The sequence below is a fragment of the Desulfosporosinus acidiphilus SJ4 genome, assembly GCF_000255115.2.
GTDB lineage: Bacteria > Bacillota > Desulfitobacteriia > Desulfitobacteriales > Desulfitobacteriaceae > Desulfosporosinus > Desulfosporosinus acidiphilus.
Window position 1 is genome coordinate 2,911,385 of record NC_018068.1, and the last position, 18,818, is coordinate 2,930,202.

At 41.9% G+C, this 18,818-nt stretch carries 14 protein-coding genes; 2 read left to right on the forward strand and 12 right to left on the reverse strand.

Annotation, left to right across the window (positions count from 1 at the left end):
• The first annotated feature begins 49 nt into the window (after positions 1–49).
• Positions 50–742 (forward strand): response regulator transcription factor, encoded by a 693-nt coding sequence (locus tag DESACI_RS13220; RefSeq protein ID WP_014827698.1) that lies wholly within the window; start codon positions 50–52, stop codon positions 740–742.
• 1 nt (position 743) lies between these two features.
• On the forward strand, positions 744–2,144 hold the full coding sequence (locus DESACI_RS13225; protein ID WP_014827699.1) for a sensor histidine kinase: 1,401 nt from the start codon (positions 744–746) through the stop codon (positions 2,142–2,144).
• 122 nt (positions 2,145–2,266) lie between these two features.
• Here the strand turns inward: DESACI_RS13225 and DESACI_RS23705 are convergent, their stop codons facing one another.
• The 12 genes from DESACI_RS23705 to DESACI_RS13280 all read right to left on the reverse strand — a co-directional run bounded on the left by DESACI_RS23705 (position 2,267) and on the right by DESACI_RS13280 (position 18,792).
• On the reverse strand, positions 2,267–2,407 hold the full coding sequence (locus DESACI_RS23705; RefSeq protein WP_014827700.1) for an RNA polymerase sigma factor: 141 nt from the start codon (positions 2,405–2,407) through the stop codon (positions 2,267–2,269).
• A gap of 119 nt (positions 2,408–2,526) precedes the next feature.
• Positions 2,527–5,409, reverse strand: coding sequence for an FAD-binding and (Fe-S)-binding domain-containing protein (locus DESACI_RS13230; protein WP_014827701.1), 2,883 nt, complete (start codon positions 5,407–5,409; stop codon positions 2,527–2,529).
• 172 nt (positions 5,410–5,581) lie between these two features.
• On the reverse strand, positions 5,582–6,067 hold the full coding sequence (locus DESACI_RS13235) for a ferritin family protein (RefSeq protein WP_014827702.1): 486 nt from the start codon (positions 6,065–6,067) through the stop codon (positions 5,582–5,584).
• A 329-nt stretch (positions 6,068–6,396) separates the two neighbouring features.
• Positions 6,397–6,744 (reverse strand): DsrE family protein, encoded by a 348-nt coding sequence (locus DESACI_RS13240; protein ID WP_014827703.1) that lies wholly within the window; start codon positions 6,742–6,744, stop codon positions 6,397–6,399.
• Between the two features lie 158 nt (positions 6,745–6,902).
• A complete protein-coding gene (metH, locus tag DESACI_RS13245; protein ID WP_014827704.1) occupies positions 6,903–10,541 on the reverse strand; it encodes a methionine synthase in 3,639 nt (1,212 codons plus the stop codon).
• 326 nt (positions 10,542–10,867) lie between these two features.
• Complete coding sequence (locus DESACI_RS13250) at positions 10,868–11,776, reverse strand: LysR family transcriptional regulator (RefSeq protein ID WP_041276086.1); 909 nt, start codon at positions 11,774–11,776, stop codon at positions 10,868–10,870.
• Between the two features lie 247 nt (positions 11,777–12,023).
• Positions 12,024–13,694 carry a formate--tetrahydrofolate ligase gene (locus DESACI_RS13255; protein ID WP_014827706.1) on the reverse strand — a complete coding sequence of 557 codons (1,671 nt, stop codon included), beginning with the start codon at positions 13,692–13,694 and terminating at the stop codon, positions 12,024–12,026.
• A gap of 144 nt (positions 13,695–13,838) precedes the next feature.
• Positions 13,839–14,393, reverse strand: a complete 555-nt coding sequence (locus DESACI_RS13260; protein WP_014827707.1) for a DUF2284 domain-containing protein — start codon at positions 14,391–14,393, stop codon at positions 13,839–13,841.
• A 36-nt stretch (positions 14,394–14,429) separates the two neighbouring features.
• Positions 14,430–15,407 (reverse strand): uroporphyrinogen decarboxylase family protein, encoded by a 978-nt coding sequence (locus tag DESACI_RS13265; RefSeq protein WP_014827708.1) that lies wholly within the window; start codon positions 15,405–15,407, stop codon positions 14,430–14,432.
• A gap of 27 nt (positions 15,408–15,434) precedes the next feature.
• Entirely contained in the window at positions 15,435–16,067 is a 633-nt protein-coding gene (locus tag DESACI_RS13270; RefSeq protein WP_014827709.1) for a corrinoid protein, read from the reverse strand.
• Positions 16,068–16,098: 31 nt separating this feature from the next.
• Positions 16,099–16,902 carry a methyltetrahydrofolate cobalamin methyltransferase gene (locus DESACI_RS13275; RefSeq protein WP_014827710.1) on the reverse strand — a complete coding sequence of 268 codons (804 nt, stop codon included), beginning with the start codon at positions 16,900–16,902 and terminating at the stop codon, positions 16,099–16,101.
• A 783-nt stretch (positions 16,903–17,685) separates the two neighbouring features.
• Positions 17,686–18,792: an IS110 family RNA-guided transposase gene (locus DESACI_RS13280; protein ID WP_014825172.1), complete on the reverse strand. Its 1,107-nt coding sequence runs from the start codon at positions 18,790–18,792 to the stop codon at positions 17,686–17,688.
• Between the last annotated feature and the right edge of the window lie 26 nt (positions 18,793–18,818).

The following is an 18,818-nucleotide window of genomic DNA, read 5'->3' on the forward strand; positions in this document are numbered from 1 at the left end:
TCCTTGTATAATAGGCTATAACTTCGTGGATTAGGAGGATAGAATTTAAATGAGGATTTTAGTTGTAGATGATGAAAAGAAAATCACCTCAGTACTTAAAGCCTACCTTCAACAAGAAGGATTTCAGGTTAATACAGCCTTAAACGGTATCATTGCCTTAACCATGTTTAAAGAAAACCCCTATGACCTGGTGATTCTTGATTTAATGCTTCCCGGTATGACCGGAATAGAAGTATGCCAGGAAATTCGAAAAATATCCTCTGTACCTATCATTATGCTCACGGCCAGAGTTGAAGAGGAAGACCGTATTCAAGGATTAAGCATCGGGGCTGATGATTACATTACTAAGCCCTTCAGCCCTCGTGAAGTCGTCGCCCGCGTGCGGGCAGTTCTTCGCCGCTCGAATAATGAAACTTCCCCTCTGGCCGACGTCATTACCTATGACAATGGCCTTACCATCGATAATATTCAGCATGAAATTCGACTTCACGATCAAGAGATTGCCTTAACCCCCACTGAATTTAAAATACTTGGCGCTCTTGCCAAACATCCCGGAAGGGTCTACTCCCGCGGCCAATTGGTGGAGATTGTCCAAGGTCACGACTTTGAGGGGGATGACCGTGTCATTGACGCCCATATTAAGAAAATTCGCCAGAAAATCGAAACTACACCCAGTGATCCACAAATCATTATGACGGTTTACGGTATAGGTTACAAATTCAACCCAAACAGCGGAGGATAACATGCGCAAAAAGTTATTTCTCTCCACCCTTATCATCACTCTCATAACCTTAACTTTCAGCATACTAGCAGTTGATCTGGTTTTTCACCGGCAATTCAGTAATTACTTGACTAGGACCAACGAAACTCTCGTCGAACAACTGCCTTCGCGGCTCAGCAGTGCCTATCAAAGCAAAGGGACTTGGGACCCTGCCTCGCTCCAAGAGATCAGCCAATCTCTCCCTGCAGGGACTATTGTTACCCTAACTGATCCCAGCGGTAACCAAATTGCCACGTTAAGTAACATGATGGGCGGCATGATGAACGGTCAAGGCGGAATGAGTATGGGCATGAGTATGTTCTCAACTTCCAACACAAATTGGAAAACGAAAACGTTAACAGTCTCAGGCCCGCAAGGAGTTTTAGCTAAAGCCATTATCCGCTACCCTTCCTCAGCACCCATTATTAATCCCCAGGACGTTCAGTTCCAGTCATCTGTTCTATACTCTATACTATTCGCCGGAAGTTTGGCCTTAGCATTTGGAATTATACTCAGTTACTTCACAAGTCGTCATCTCGTAACACCGCTGAAACGACTCACTCAAGCCGCGGATCGCATCGGCAAAGGCCATTTGGATGAACGCGTTGATATTTTGACGAAGGATGAAGTCGGCCAATTAGCTGTCGCTTTTAACGTGATGGTTAACAATCTGAAACGCCAAGAGACTCTCCGCAAGCAGTTTACAGCAGATATTGCTCATGAACTGCGTACGCCGTTAACATCCATCAAAAGCTACATCGAAGCCTTTCAAGACAACGTTTTGCCAGCTGATGAAGAAAATCTCTCCTCCATTCATGAGGAAATTGACCGCCTTGTTGATCTAGCAAGCGACTTAAGAGACTTAAATGTGGCAGAAATGGGAGCATTAACTCCCAGCTTTGAACCGGTTGACATAAACCATCTTCTGGAAACTGTGATCCGCAATCTCACTCCGTTGATGCAAGAAAAACAGTTGGCTCTAAACTGGAATCCTCCGCCCGCATCGGTTATGATGCAGGGAGACGGGCGACTCTTAACAAGACTGTTTTACAATCTCATTCACAATGCTTATCGTTATTCAAATATCGGCGGTCAAGTAACCGTCACTTTGACACCAGACCCCGATTGTTCAACCATTCGTGTCAAAAATACCGGCAGCGGCATTCCGGAAGAGGAACTTCCTTTCATCTTCGAGCGGTTTTATCGTGCTGATAAATCTCGCACCCGCGAAACGGGAGGATCGGGTATTGGTCTCGCATTGGTACGCCAAATCACGACTCTGCACCAAGGAACCATCGAAGTTCAGAGTAAAGTCGGACAGGAGACGGAATTCATTGTTCAGCTTCCTCTAAAATTTAAAGGCGGCCCAACTATTCTTAATTAGTAATAGATTTGTAATGAGTAAACCATTTTATGTGACAACGATACTTCCTGAAATTCTATTTTACCGGAATATTGATGACATCATTATACACCTTGACATAAGTTATCCGCTTAACGTCAAGCTCAAGGTTTTGCCCTGTCCTCTTGGTTCCCCATATAACCATAAGCGAGCCTGTAATATTCTTCTTTTTTCGTCAATACCAGTTGGACCAAAGCCTCTTGATCACCTGCTTTTGCCCGTTTCAACTGTTCTTCCAGATCCACTCTGTCGCCTCACTCCGGTCTGTTCTGCAAGTAAGAGTAATAAGGAGCGTAAAAAGTTCATAAAACAAGGGCGTAACAAAGCAAAGTTTGTCACGTCCTTGTTTTATCTTGAAATAATTCTATCGTGCTTTTGTACACTTATCCACGAGATAAACAATCGATTGATAACTAATACCACTATGATAAGATAGACCAATTTCACAGGTTCTGCTATTAGAGTAGCCTGCATGGCAATCTTCCGGCAGAGAATCTTTCAAAGAGGCTAAGGCCGAACGATTTAATTCCGGGAATGTAAATCCCCGATCCCCTGCAAAGCCGCAGCAGTGAACATCTTGGGGCATGATAACCTTTTCAGCACAAGCATGGGCAACATTGTAAAACTTCTCTTGTAATTTCATTTTTACCGAACTGCAGGTTACATGAATAGCAACAGTTTCTTTAAGCTGATTAAATATTAGACGCTCGAGCAAAAAGTCATGTATAAATTCAACGGGTTCATAAAGTTTTAATGTAGGCATGACTCGCTTCATGCGATATAAACAGGGGCTTGTATCACATAATATGGGATGTTTTTCCTCTTCGCTTGCCGCGAACAACGCCTGCTCAAGTTCGGAGCTTTTCTTATCAGCAGTTTCAAAAAAGCCCTTACTTTCCCAAGGCATACCACAACACAGCTTATCCATATTCGAGGGGTAAATCACCTCATATCCGGCCTTTTCCAAAACAGAGAGCATTGCCTCACTTAACGATCTCTGATCGAGATCCTTTTTAGCCGTTCCCATGGAACGACTGATACAACTTGGAAAATAAACAACTTTCAAAGGTGTTGCGCCTGGAGATTTTGCAGAGACTTTATTATTTCCGCTTGGCATCCTTAGAGTTGAGACCCTGCCGGCTTTGGGCATCCACGGGTTCCAGAGAGGAATAGCATTGCCGGAAAGCTTCCTTGCACCTTGAGTGATTCCCTCCATCATCTTCGTTCCTAAGATACTGTGCACTCCATTGACGGCTCCCAGTCCGAAACGCATGACCCCGGTGACTCCTGTCATATGACTAGCCAGACTTTCTGCGATTCTGCGAGTACTGGGCGTAACCTCTTGGGAACGCAAATATTTTACATAATCCCCAGTATTGATCTCTAGAGGACATGTCGTTGCACACAAACCATCAACAGCACATGTTTTATTACCGGAATAATCGAAGTCTTTCTCCAAGCGGGCTAAGCGTTCCAGATCCTGACCCGTTCGCCGCAATTCCTGAATTTCACGTTGAATAACAATCCGCTGTCTCGGGGTCAAGGTTAAGTTCTTAGAGGTGCAGATATTTTGGCAGAATCCACAGTTTGTACAAGTGTCAATGATCTTATGGGCCTGAGGCATATTCTTTAAGTTTTCCAAGTAAACGTTGGGATTATCATTAATAATGACGCCGGGATTGAGGAGGTTTTCCGGATCAAAGGCAGCCTTTAACTGCCGCATAAATTGATAAGCTTTTTTCCCCCATTCCACCTCAACGAAAGGAGCCATGTTGCGGCCTGTTCCATGTTCTGCTTTCAAAGATCCGCCGAAACGATTCACCACCAGTTCACTTACATCTTTCATTAAACCTTCATAGCGTGGTAAATCCTCAGAACGTCCGAAATCTTGGGTAAAAACAAAATGCAGGTTTCCGTCAAGAGCATGTCCATAGATAATGGCATCTGTATAGCCATAGTTATCTAATATTTCACGCAAGGCTATGGTCGCTTCGGCAAGATTTTCTTTAGGAAAAGCAACATCCTCAATGATTACCCCCGTTCCTAAAGCTCTAATCGCACCTACGGCCGGAAAAATTCCTTTGCGAATATTCCAGAGGTTATCGTATTCAGCCTTCACATCCGTAAAGCTCATAGGCAAAACCGTCGGGATTTCTTTCAGCAGGTCTTCCACATGCTTAATTTTTTGCTGCAATGATTCTTGGTCACTTCCGCGGACTTCAACGAGTAATGCTGTGGCAGTGGGAGATAGGGTCTTTAAATATTCCGGCATACCGGGCTTTTCTTCCATAGTTTTCAGAGAGATCCGATCCATTAGTTCGGCGGCGGAAACAGTATCGCGATCTAACCTTTGAACTGCTAGACAAGCTTGTTCCATATCAGGATAGATAATTAAGGCAGACGCTTTATGCGCATGCTCGACAACCGTATGATACGTAATCTCTGCAATAAAGCCAAGAGTCCCTTCCGAACCAATCATAAGATGCTTTATAACGTCAATTGGTTCTTCAAAATCCACAAAAGCATTAAGACTGTATCCTGTTGTATTCTTAATTTTATATTTATGGCGGATTAAAGCTTCTAATTCAGGATCAGACATGATTTTATTTCTTATTTCTTGGATTTTCTTAACCCACTCCAGATGTGACGTCAAAAAGTCCGTGCAGGATTTCTCGTCACCTGTATCCAGCATCGTTCCGTCACTCAATATTATTTTCATTTCAGCCACTGTTTGATAACTGTTGTCTGCAGTGCCGCAGCACATCCCGCTGGCATTGTTAGCCGCAATTCCCCCGATCATAGCATGATCAATGGAGGCGGGATCGGGTCCGATCTTCCGTGCGTACTTGGCTAAATAACGATTTGCTTCAGCTCCGATAATCCCCGGTTCTAGGACTATTTTTTCTCCCTGACCTATAATTGAGCATCCTCTCCAGGCCCCTTGCAAAACGACAAGCACTGAGTCCGTGACAGCTTGTCCGGAAAGACTGCTGCCGGCTGTTCGGAAAGTTACAGGCACTTTATATTCATGGGAAGCTTTTATAATCTGGGTTACCTCATTGGAGTTATGAGCTTTGAGAACGATTTTAGGAATTAGACGGTAAAAGCTCGCATCAATCCCATAAGCTAAGGTGTGCAGGGGGTCGCAAAAACGACGGTTATTGGGAATATAGTTTGCCACTCGCTTCCAAAATTCCTGATACGATTCAGGTAACTTAGCTAAATCTTGTCTCTGAACATCGCTCATAGAATCGCCCTCTCTCTTTTGATCTACGATAATTCAGCTTGTGAGTCGAAATATTAAATGTCTCACCTTAACAAAGAAGCTCTGTCCGAGGACAGAAGCTTTATGTATTCATACCAATTCATTGCAAATCGCACTTTATAAATCTATACATGCCGTGTGAGTAAAGATTACCTCAGATAAGCAAAAACAAGGCATTAATTTTTTTAATATGTCCTTTTTCCTCGTTGACTAGCTCTTTGATGATTTCCTTGCCGGTACTGCTTACAAAATTTTCAAACTCCTGAAAAATCATGATAGAATCTTTTTCAAAGCTGAGAGCAAATCGCAGAATATCCAGATCAGTTTTTATTCCCTTCACCAGATCTTCAACCTTATTGAGGTTAAAAACATGATTATTGACAATTGATTTCAGGTAATCTCCATATTCCCCCGCATAACTTTCATTTGGCTCAAATTCTTTAGTAAGCCTTTCTCCCAATTTCTTGAATTCTTTAAGATGTTTTTCCTCTTCTAGGGCAAGGTAACCCAGCATCTCTTTTAATTGTATTTCTTCAGCATAATTTAAGGCCTTTTCATAAAATTCCTTGCCTGACGTTTCCATTTCAAGGGATAATTTAATAATCTCTTCTCCTGAAAAATTAACTATACTCCAAGACATCTCCATCCACCCTTTTTATCATACTTTATACTATTTTATAATCATTATAAATTTGAGTCAATAACTTTTTTAGAATTTATTTTTTCCAAGATATCATGAACTAGCCTGTATGTCTGTGAGTTAAATCATTCAAAGTAATAAGTAACCGCCGGTCTGTTTATCGCCAAAGACCCCGAAATCGGTATACGCAAAGTTTCTATTCACCGTTTACAAATTATTTGCCATGAATTAAGTCAAAATCGCCCCCAATGATGACTAATGGTCAATTATTGGGAGCGATTTTTTAAAGTTTGATCAATTGTACTCTAAGTAAAAAAGACTTTCTTTTATCAAGGTTTTATATAACAATACCCTTCGCTTTGTTTGATAATAAGTTCTACGACTCCGGCAGGAACTATTTCAACAAACGTAAAAAGAGTATCTCTTTTTAAATCATTTGCCATTAAGGCATTGTTACAGGCAACAAATTTAACACCATCATTACTTAAACTTTCCATAACATTTTGTGAAGTTAAACCATGCTTAAGATCATAATGTTTAACTGCCTCCGCATTTGCCAAAACTTCAATAGAATATTTATCCTCCCCCGCTGCTTTTAATAAATTGCTTACATTTCCCAACAGGAGGTCCCATTTGTTCATTTCATCAATATGAAATATAACCTTATAGTCTGTCATTGCTATTACTCCTTCTAGATTTTCTCAACTGCTTATTTATCGACGAATCCTTGAAAATTATACAAAATTAATCTTTTTTTATCCAGTTAATCTGCAATGATCCCTATAATGAATATACTTTTTAGGTAAAATTATCCCGTCATCAGTTTCACGGCTGTCTACAAGCAGTTACTCAGCATCTTCTTAAGCTCTTTAAAGTCTTTTCCGGTGCGCTTGACGTAATCATCTGCTTGATCCATACCAATCCTGTGAATATCAAAATATCTGGCATGGGGAGAGGCAAAGTACAAACCGCACACACTTGCCACCGGATCCATCATATAATGTTCCGTTAGGTTAATACCCGTGGTTTTTTCGCCCGCCAAAAGGTGAAATAGCTTCGTTTTTTCTCCATGATCTCTAAGGCAGGGATATCCGAAAGCAGGCCTGATTCCTCTATAGGATCTTTTTAATACAGATTCCGGTTCTGGTTTTTCATCCTGGGCATAGCCCCAATAATCTTTTCTCACCTGAAAATGTAATAACTCAGCAAAAGCTTCGGCTAATCTATCTGCAAGAAGTTTTACCATGATCGCCCCATAATCGTTGCCTTGATCATGAAGCTTATTAGCATATTCTTTGGCCCCTAGACCGGCAGTAACTATAAATCCGCCCAAATAATCGGTCTTTCCACTCTCTTTGGGGGCAATATAATCTGCCAGGCAGCGATGGACATTATCTTTGACCACCGCTTGCTGCCTTAGCATATTAAAGGTTGTCGAACGTTCATGATGGTATAGTTCAATGTCATCCCCCTGAGAATTTGCAGGAAAAATACCAAAAACCGCATTTGCTCTAAGTATTCCCTCCCTCTCTAATAAATCCAGCATATCATTAGCATCCGCAAAAAGCCTTTTTGCTTCTTGGCCATATTTAGGATCTTCCATAATTCTAGGATATGGCATCCCCATATCCCAAGCGATAAAGAAATAGGACCAGTCAATATACTTCCTTAGCTCACCGAGAGGGAAATTGAGAAGACTTTTAGTCCCTAGTAAGTTTGGCACTGCTATAGTTTCCAGACCCCAATTGATGCTTGATCTTTTTTCTCTGGCTTCTTTAAGAGGCATTAACTTTCTTTCTGCTCTGGCATAATTATCTCTTATCGTTTGATAATCTCTTTCCAGTTGTTTTAAATAGTCACTTGCTTTACTTTTGTCAGTGAGTTTTTTGGCAATCTCTACAGACTTTGAGGCATCAACGCTGTACACGACTCCGTTTGAATAGTTCGGTGCAATTTTCAGGGCCGTGTGAGTTTTTGATGTGGTTGCTCCTCCGATCATCAAGGGAATTGTAAAACCTTGCCCTTCCATTTCCTCCGCAACATTCGTCATCTCATCTAAGGAGGGGGTTATCAGTCCGCTTAAGGCAATAATGTCAGCCTTTTCGTATTTTGCGGTCTGGAGGATTAGTTCACTGGAAGCCATAACTCCCAGATCAATGACTTCGAAATTATTGCAAGCAAGAATGACTGAAACTATGTTTTTCCCTATATCGTGGACATCGCCTTTAACCGTAGCCATCACCACTTTACCTGCACTGCTGCTTTCGTTGGACTTCTTCTCAGCTTCTATAAAGGGCAATAAAAAACTTACAGCCTTTTTCATAACTCTGGCACTTTTGACAACCTGCGGAAGAAACATTTTGCCTTCGCCAAATAATTCTCCAACGACGTTCATGCCTTCCATCAGCGGTCCTTCGATAACCTCCACCGCACGGGCATATTGTCTTCGGACCTCTTCCACATCTTCTTCAATAAATTCTGAGATACCTTTTACCAAAGCATGAACAAGTCGATTCTTGGGTGATTCCGCTCTCCAAGCTGATTTATTCTCAACTTGATCGCCCCCTGAAACCTTATAGCTTTCTGCGAAGGCTATGAGGTTTTCTGCAGCCTCAGGAGTCTTATTCAGTACGACAGCTTCGACTTTTTCCAGAAGTTCCTTATTGATTTCATCATAGATTTGAATCATTCCCGGATTTACGATAGCCATGTCCATTCCGGCAGCTATAACATGATACAAAAATACGGAGTGCATGGCTTCCCTGATAGCGTTATTCCCTCTAAAGGAGAACGATAAATTACTTACCCCTCCACTCACTTTAACATGAGGCAAATTATCCTTAATCCATTTTACGGCCTTAATAAAATCAACGGCATAATTGTTGTGCTCCTCAATCCCGGTGCCAATTGCTAAAATATTAGGATCAAAAATAATATCTTCCGGGGGAAACTTCACGTTATTAACCAGTAGATCATAGGCTCTTTGACAAACGGCAATTCTCTTGTCAAAGGTATCGGCTTGTCCTTGTTCGTCAAAAGCCATAACAACAACGCCTGCACCGTATTTTTTAATTAACGCTGCTTGATGGATAAACTCCTCTTCTCCGGCTTTGAGACTGATAGAATTCACAATAGCTTTTCCTTGCATGGCCTTTAGACCTGTTTCGATAACTTCAAACTTAGAGGAATCGATCATCACCGGAACTCTGGAGATCTCAGGCTCGCCGGCAAGAAGCTTGAGAAATATATCCATTTCTCTAGCAGCATCGAGAAGCCCGTCATCAAAATTTATATCGATAATTTGAGCACCGTTTTCCACCTGTTCCTTGGCAATTAAGATTGCTTCTTCATAATTTTTCTCTCTGATTAATCTTGCAAACTTAGCCGATCCGGAAACGTTGGTTCTTTCTCCTATATTGACAAAATTATTTTCTTTCTTGATGGCAATAGCTTCAAGGCCGCAAAAAATCGTCTCTTTTTTTAACAGAGGAATTTTTCTCGGCTTGATCCCTTGAACCGCTTCACTGATCGCTTTTATATGGGCAGGTGTGGATCCGCAACAAGCCCCCACCACATTCAGATGTCCTTCTGCTGCTAATTTCTTAACCAAAGATGCTGTTTCTTCAGGCCGTTCCTCATATTCCCCCAGGGAATTAGGGAGCCCGGCATTAGGATAAAAGGTTATATATCGATCTTGTGACTTAGAAAGATATTTAATAAAGGGAATTAGATCCTTAGCACCAAAGGAACAATTTAACCCGATACCCAAGATTCCATCGCCTTTCATTGTTTGGGCGAAAGCTTCCAGAGTCTGACCGGATAATATTCGGCCGCTTTTATCGGCAATAGTTCCTGAGATAAAAATGGGCAGCGTGACACCTTTTTTCTCAAAGACATCTTGGGCTGCAAAAACGGCAGCCTTAGCATTTAAAGTATCAAAGATGGTCTCCACAAGAATAATGTCGGCACCGCCGTCGACAAGCCCTTTAACCTGCTCTTCATAAGCAAAGACAAGTTCATCAAAACTAATATTTCTGATGCCCGGGTTTTCAACATCCGGTGAAAGAGAAGCAGTTCTATTCGTCGGACCTACTGAACCGGCGATAAAACGCGGTTTACTTGGGTCAAGATTAGTAAAGATGTCAGCTTGTTCTCTTGCCAATTTAGCCCCTTGGAAATTAAGTTCATAAACCTTTCCCTCCATTCCGTAGTCCTTCTGAGATATTCTGGTGGCATTAAAAGTATTGGTTTCAATAATATCTGCCCCGGCTTCCAGATATCGCTTATGAATTTCTTTGACTATCTCCGGATGAGTAAGATTTAAAAGGTCATTGTTTCCTTTTTGGTTTTTGTGACATTCACAAAGGCCTCCATATTCTTGTTCGGCTAAATCGTAACCCTGGATGCACGTTCCCATAGCCCCATCCAGAACAAGAATTCTTTCCTTTAAATAGTTCTCAATATTGTATCTCATGAATAGCCTCCCTTACTCCCTTAATTTAAGAATAATGAACCAACAAGTTTGAATCCAAAAGTGATCATTCAAGACTTAAGACAGCAAGTCTGCCAGTTAAAACTTGCCAAGAAGTTATCTCCTTGACATTACTATAGCATTTAGAAACAGTTATAAAGTATGTCAAAAAAACTATGGCTTGTTATAGCATACAACTATAACAAGCCATTTTCTTGATTCGAACTCCTTGACGGATTTGCAGGTGAGCTTATCGCCAGCCAACAAATCATACGTATACTCCTGTAGGGGGAATTGCCCGACCGGTTACTTACAACGAGATCAGCAAATTATTTATAATTTTTAAGTACACTATCCAATTCTTGAATATAGGCTGCTGCAAGCTTGCTCAAGGTCACATTTTTATGGGATATCCAGCCAACAGTAATGATTTCCTGAACATCTAAGGGTACTGCAATGATGTTATCGCCGTTAAGTTCAGCGCTTATGACGCCGGTAGATATAGTATAGCCATTTAATCCAATCAGGAGATTGAAGAGAGTTGCTCTGTCACTGACGCGGATATTCTTTTTATGGGATAGGGTACTTAAGATTTCCTCAGAAAAATGAAAGGAATTATAGTCCCCTTGTTCGAACGACAAACATGGATAGGGCTCTAAATCCGCCAAACTAACCTTCTTCCGTTGAGCCAGAGGATTTTTGGCGCTGATAAAAACATGAGGTGCCGCTCTAAATAAGACTGTAAAATTCAAATTGCTATCTTTCAGCAACTTCCTAATGACCTTCGAATTAAATTCGTTGAGATACAGAATCCCGATTTCACTGCGCAGATTTTTAACATCATCCAGAATTTCATAAGTTCTTGTTTCCCTTAAGGTGAACTCATATTCTTCCAAGGCATATTTTTCCATCAGGTTAACAAAGGCACTCACCGAAAATGCATAGTGCTGGGTCGAAACCGAAAAATGTTGGTGAGATGGCCTGGCATCCAGGTAACGATTTTCCAGTAATTCTATCTGCTCCAAAACCTGCCGGGCGTAACCAAGGAATTCTGTCCCCTCAACGGAAATACTTACCCCTTTGTTTGTTCGCTCAAAAATAGTAATATTAAGCTCTGCTTCCAATTCCTTGATCGCGTTGGAAAGGCTCGGCTGTGATATAAATAATCGTTTGGCAGCCTCATTCATTGAACCCCAGTTTGCGATTTCGAGGGCATATTTAAGCTGTTGAATTGTCATCATTTACCTGCCTGTGCTCATGTCTTAAGATGTCATTTCATCCACAGTGATCGGTGATACTGAGCTGAAAATGTTTAGGAACTACACTTATATTCTATAATTAATTATAAATCCCTTTTTAGAAAGATCTATTATGAGTATTCTCTACCTTTAATACAGTGACTCGTTCGATTGCTGAACTTCAATCAATAGAAGCACCTCAATGGGAAGGTGCTTCTATTGATTGATTATTAGGTTTATTGTCTTTTTAGAACAATCCTGTAATTGTTCCGTCAGCGTCGATGTCCATTCTCGTGGCTGCAGGTCTTTTGGGCAATCCAGGCATAGTCATGATGGCACCTGTAATGGCAACGAGGAATCCCGCCCCGGCAGAAAGTCGAATTTCACGTACAGTGATGGTGAAACCTGTAGGACGTCCCAGACGTGCGGCGTCATCAGAAAGAGAGTATTGTGTTTTGGCCATGCAAATCGGTAAGTTTCCATACCCCATCTCGACATATTTCTTTATCGAAGCCTGAGCTCCTTTATCAATAACTACACCGTCAGCTCCATAGATCTCTTTGGCTATTTTCTCAATCTTTTCCTCAATGCACAAATCTGATTCATAAAGGACTTTGAACTTGGATTCTTTATGTTCAAGTACCCTAAGAACAGTTTCAGCGAGTTCGATGCCGCCTTCACCGCCACGCATAAATACTTCGGAAAGTGCAACTTCTGCACCCAGCTCTTGACATCTCTCGCGTACCAGATTCAACTCTGCCTCAGTATCTGTTGGAAAGCGGTTTATCGCAACAACAGAAGGAACCCCGAATTTAGCCATATTTTCAATATGCTTTTCAAGATTAACCACACCTCGCGCTAAGGCGCCCAAATCCTCAGTACCTAATTGATCTTTAGCAAGTCCGCCATTCATTTTTAAAGCTCGAACCGTTGCCACTATAACAACGGCTTCGGGTTTTAAGCCGCCAAATCTGCATTTTAAATCGAAGAACTTTTCTGCACCTAAGTCCGCCCCAAATCCAGCCTCAGTGACAAGATAATCAACTAATTTGAGACCCAGTTTTGTTGCCATAATACTGTTGCAGCCATGAGCGATGTTAGCAAATGGTCCGCCATGAATAAAAACAGGGGTATTTTCCAACGTTTGTACAAGATTCGGCTTTATGGCATCTTTCATTAAGAGGGCCATGGCCCCCTCGGCTTCGAGATCGTGGGCCGTCACCGGCTGTCCATCGTAGGTATAGGCTACAACGATCTTGCCAAAGCGCTTTTTAAGATCCATAAGATCGCTTGCCAAGCAGAGAATCGCCATGATTTCAGAAGCAACGGTAATATCATAACCACTTTCACGGGGAACCCCTTCCGTCTTTCCTCCCAAACCAATAACAATTTTGCGCAAGGCACGGTCATTCATATCGACCACACGACGGAAGACAACTTGACGGGGATCAATATTTAAAGGGTTTCCCTGTTGAATACTGTTATCCAGCATCGCCGCTAAGAGACTATGAGCGGAGGTAATAGCATGGAAATCCCCCGTAAAATGAAGGTTAATATCTTCCATGGGAACAACTTGGGCGTACCCGCCTCCGGCCGCTCCACCCTTAACTCCAAAACAGGGTCCAAGAGATGGTTCACGAATAGCAATCATAGCCTTTTTGCCCATTTTCCAAAGAGCTTGTCCTAATCCAACGGTCGTTGTTGTTTTCCCCTCTCCAGCCGGTGTAGGATTGATTGCTGTGACTAGAATAAGTTTGCCATCAGGCTTATCTTTTAAGCGGTTCCAAACATTCAAACTGACTTTAGCCTTATATTTACCGTATAACTCAATATCATCCTCTGTTAAATCAAGTTTCTGGGCAATCTCAGTGATTGGTTTCATTACTGCTGCTTGGGCTATTTCGATATCGCTTTTCATGACTTATTACCCCACTTCATCAAATGTTACTAGCAAATTATCCACTTTAAAAGCTACTTTTATATTAAGTCAAATTTCTTCATCAAGAATAGGGTCTGAAAAACTATAAATCACCGGTGATTTTTTATCGAGAATCGCTGCTCATTAAGGGGTAAACAAAATGAGACTTACACACGAAATAGTATTTTTTCCATTATAATAGGGAATCCCATAACTCTTCTCCAAAGCCATTACATCGACCCCGGCAGCCTCGACGGAATATACAGCCTCTTCGGGAAACCGGCATTCTTGACCATCCAAATAAGCACACCTGCTGCAGTAGGTGCAGGGACCAACATTCAAGGGGAGAAGTTCTTGGAAGGCAGAGGTATTTTTAATAGTGTCACAGACCTCTCTGAATATCTTGGTGTGTTGAGCCGTACCTTCCTGCATGCCCTCCCAATCAAAAGAGCCATCCAATTGATATACCGTCTGGAATAATAACCCCCGCTTGAACTTTAGCACTTTTTCTTTTAGTTCGCTAATTGGACCAACCGCTGGGGGACACATCCAGTTTTTATTATAGCTTCCGCAAGAATTTTGTTCGCATTGCATTCTGAAATCTTCATTAAATTGAATGTCTTGAACATCTATTATTGCTGTATGTGCTGCCCCTAATGATTTTGCCGCTAAACTTAGCTTATTAAAGTCCTGGCTCATAGAATCTGCCTCTCTCTTCAAAAACAGCTGCACCTTTTAAAACATTTTTTTGCTCATTTTATCGATGGCTTCACTGGCAGCTTCATAGACTCCTGGGAAAGAACTAAAATTCAGCCCCTGAGTTAGATTAGGGATAAAATATAACTTCCCACAATTTTTGCAGGCTCTCTCAACTTCTCTGGCAACTATTTCAGGTGTCCAACTCGGGAAATCAACAACACCACTGTCAATGTCTCCCATGAACGCAATTTGCTTACCATAGTTCTTGATAAGCTCAGGCGTATTGTTGGTAGTCATAACTCCCTGCCAGATATCAATTCCCATTTCAATCATAAAAGGAACCAAGTTAGCAGCATAAGAATCACTATGATGAACAATTAATTCCACACCATTCTGTTTATAGAATCCATAGACTTTTTTATAGGCGGGAAGGTAAAACTCTTCAAACATGGCTGGGGAAATAAAGGAGGATTTTTGACTGCCCCAGTCATCATGATGAAATAGGGCATCCGGATGGAGACGGTCAATCAATATTTTGGCATAGTTTAACTCGTATTCGGTAAGGTAATCAATAAGCTCATGCATAGCTTCGGGTTCCTCGTATAAGGCCATTAAAGCATCTTCCATGCTCATCAGGTGATGACACATTTCAAAAATGCCTGGTGCCACAAAGGCTGTAACAAATTGTTCTTTACGGTCTACGGAATTGGCATGAGCAACAGCCGCAGCCCAAGCTTCGTCAGAATTATTAATAACAGGGGCTTTGACGTATTTTCTCCACTCTGTAATATCCTTTAAAACCTTATGCTCCTCGTCATGGACAGGGAATTGTCCCAACTGACCTTCCGGCCATCTAAACGTAATACCCCAATCATTCTTAATCTCAGTTCCCGGGTCAGCCATAAGCTTTGAGGGCAGTTCCAAGATGATCTCCATAAATTCGTATTGATTTACAAAGCGATCAGGATTTCCGCCTTTGATCGTTTCCATTAAATTTTGCCGTTTCGTTAACATGAGTTTCCCCCCTGTTCTTTAGTCTTATTAAGCCTTGACCAATTCTTGGGCCTTCACAGCCGCACTTCCTGCATCAGGAGCAAACCCATCGGCACCAATTTCAGCTGCGTATTCGGCCGTTACGGGAGCACCACCGACAATTGTTTTGAACCCTGTTAAGCCGCTGTCTTTCAGCGCTTGAATGGTACCCTTCATTGCGGTCATGGTTGTGGTCAGGAGCCCTGAACACGCTACCAAGGTAACATGTTCATTTTCTTTGACAGCATCGATAAACTTAGCTGCCGAAACATCAACGCCAAGGTCAACCATTTTAAAGCCGGCACTTTCAAGCATCATTTTAACAAGGTTTTTACCGATATCATGAAGATCGCCTTCGACGGTCCCAATAACACAAGTACCCAATGAGGAAGTATTATCGCTTACAAGGTGGGGTTTAAGGACTTCAACACCTTTGGACATCGCTTTAGCTGCCATCAACATTTCGGGTACGAAAATATCTCCGGCTGAGAAGCGGTCACCAATAACACCCATGGAATCAATCATGGCCTGGAGAATCATCTCCGCTTTATTTCCTTCATCTAACGCTTCCTGTACCAACCCAGGTACAATTTTTGCTTTGCCTTTTTCGACGTTGGCTTTTACTTCTTCGATCTTTGACATCTCAAATTCCTCCCTTATTATTTTAGTTGTATTATTTCTTCACTCCAAATTTACCCTCACGGTAGGCTCCGATGTATTCCATGCAATACTCGTCCATACCTAAAAGAGCTTCCGTTGCATAGAGCATGCCCATCAAATCTTTGTTCGTGGGATCAAGGATTGCACTGTCCATACCGGAACTCATGGATAAGACGATAAAAGCTTGATTAACGAGTTTTCGAGCAGGAAGGTTAAAGGATATATTGCTGGCACCACCCGTTACGTGAATGTCCGGATACTGTTTTTTAATTTCTTTGATAACATCCATGATTGTGAGAATGCCGTCTTCTGACGTGCAAAGCATTTGCACTAGGGGATCGATATGCAGTCTGGAGGGAGCAATGTTGTATTCTTTCGCCTTTTTCATAATCTCTGCAAACACTTCCAGACGTTTTTCACCTGTCTGTGGAATCCCAGTATCATCACACAAGAGAGCAACGCACTCCCATTTAGTATCGGCTATGATGGGGAAAATAACTTCTATCTTATCTCCCTCCATAGACACCGAATTAATAAGGCCGGGCTTTTGACAGAATTTAATTGCCTCTGCGCATATGCGTGCATTGGGACTGTCGATAGATATGGGGGTATCTGTAACCTCTTGCACCAAGTCGATCAGCCATTTCATCGTTTCCAGTTCAAGACTGTCTTCAACAGATGCGCAAACATCAATGAAATTAGCACCGGCTTCACTTTGAATTTTAGCAAGATTTTTAATAAATTCCGCATCTTTGGCGGCGATTGCCTTTGCCACGGAAGGAATCGCCCCGTTAATTTTTTCTCCGATAATTATCAATTTCAATCTACCTCCCTTTTATCAATAGTTTCCTCTCACTACTTACCTTCTCTCAAAGAACATTCGCAGAAAGGGTAAAATTCGAGTGTTAATGTCACCTCTCATTCAGAAATTTGTATATACATTATAATGTTATTATATATTTTATTTTTGAAAAATTCTACCTTTGTGAAATATAATATAATCTTCTGTTAACGTTGTATAATATGCGCTATTTATGTAATAAAGAAAACTTAGCTGGCGAAAGCGGCTGGTTAGTTGCACTGATATGAACGAGACTGTCAACTAGCCCCGTCTTCTTTTTTAAAATTTTATTGGTAAAACCTTATTTTGGGCACATTTTGGTAACACTATAGGTAGCTCTTGCCAATCTTAGAGGATAGGGCAATGCTGGAGAGCAACCTGAGCGCTAGATTGGTTTCTGCTGCAATGAGGAATTGGGAACAAATTGTTCCCTTCCTTTTTAAATTGCAGGAGAATTTAAAGCGTTAAACTCTTGGGGCGAAGCCCCAACATTCTTTTCTGCTGATTTAAAAACACGGCACGAAGGCAAACGATTTACATCGACGATGAGCAGTCTGATATTCGTGGATTTTCACATTTTATCGCTTCGTCTGGGGAGCTGCCACGAACTTATGGCGTGCGTTCAGTTTGTATAACAAACCTAGCAACAAGTGCAACTCGTGGATTCTCCTTTACGGACTTTTCCTTTTGCCTACGTGCCCTACTTTTAATTCGCACCTCTTATAATCCAAATTCTTTAATAATCATCCTTCACCAAATTTAGGATGCTTTTTCAACCTCACATGCTATCGCCCAAACAAAACCCGCTAATTCTCTTGCAACGGCTGCAATTACTTTCCCACTTGGTTTTCCTCGCCCCATTAATCGTTTATATTTCCGATGTAACCGGTCTTGGGCCTTCCATGCAATCATTGTGATCTCTGGCGGTTTCCCTTGCTGCCTTTTACGAATCTCCCCCTTTATCGCAGGTGTATAACGATAGCTCCAGGCGGCTTCAATCAATATACGTCGTACATGAGCATTTCCCGTTTTGGTCATCTTTCCCTGATGACGTGTTTCTCCCGTCGAGCGCTCGCTTGGAACCAACCCAGTATAAGACATTATTCGTCGGGCACTGCCAAACCGTGTAAACGATCCAATCTCAGCAACTAAACTGGTCGCTGATAGCTCTGCCACACCTCGCAGGGTTTGCAGCGCTTGAATCATCGGGGCATGAACACTATCTGTCGCCTGGTCATGAATTTCTGCTTCAAGCCGTTTTATGCGCTGTTCAATCTCGTCTAAATGGTGAAGGTACTCTTGAAATACTGTACTCTGTGCAGCACGGCTGAACTTCAGAGCGTCCAGCCAATCCCGATAACCTGCTGTCCACTTTTTTATGCCTGCCGGAGGATTTAAGTCATATCGCAATAAGAATTTCGTTAATCGATGCCTTGCTCGAAGCTGATCCTCTTTTGAATCCTCTCGAGCACGAACTAAATCTCGCAAAGCTTCATCATCCTCAGTAGGAACATAAATGGGGGTTAATTCTCCAGCACGAAATAATTGAGATAAGCGAATAGCATCACGACGATCGGTTTTTACACGTTCTCCAGGTTTTGTGGGAATCAAAGAAGGAGCTACAACGCTACATTCGATGCCCAGACTAAGCAATAATCTATAAAGTGGATACCCCGTAGGGCCAGCTTCATAGCAAACTTTGAGTTGTCCCGGTGTTCCTAACTGTTTCATTAACTTTCTAATCGATTCAGAGTTATTTTGGCAAACACCCCAGTAGCGTGGGGCTTCTCTGCCCTCATCGGCAATTGCAACTGCTATTTTTTCTTTGGATACGTCTAAACCTACGTATTTTGTGTTATCCTTCATAGTAACGGCTCCTTTCGCATTTCAGC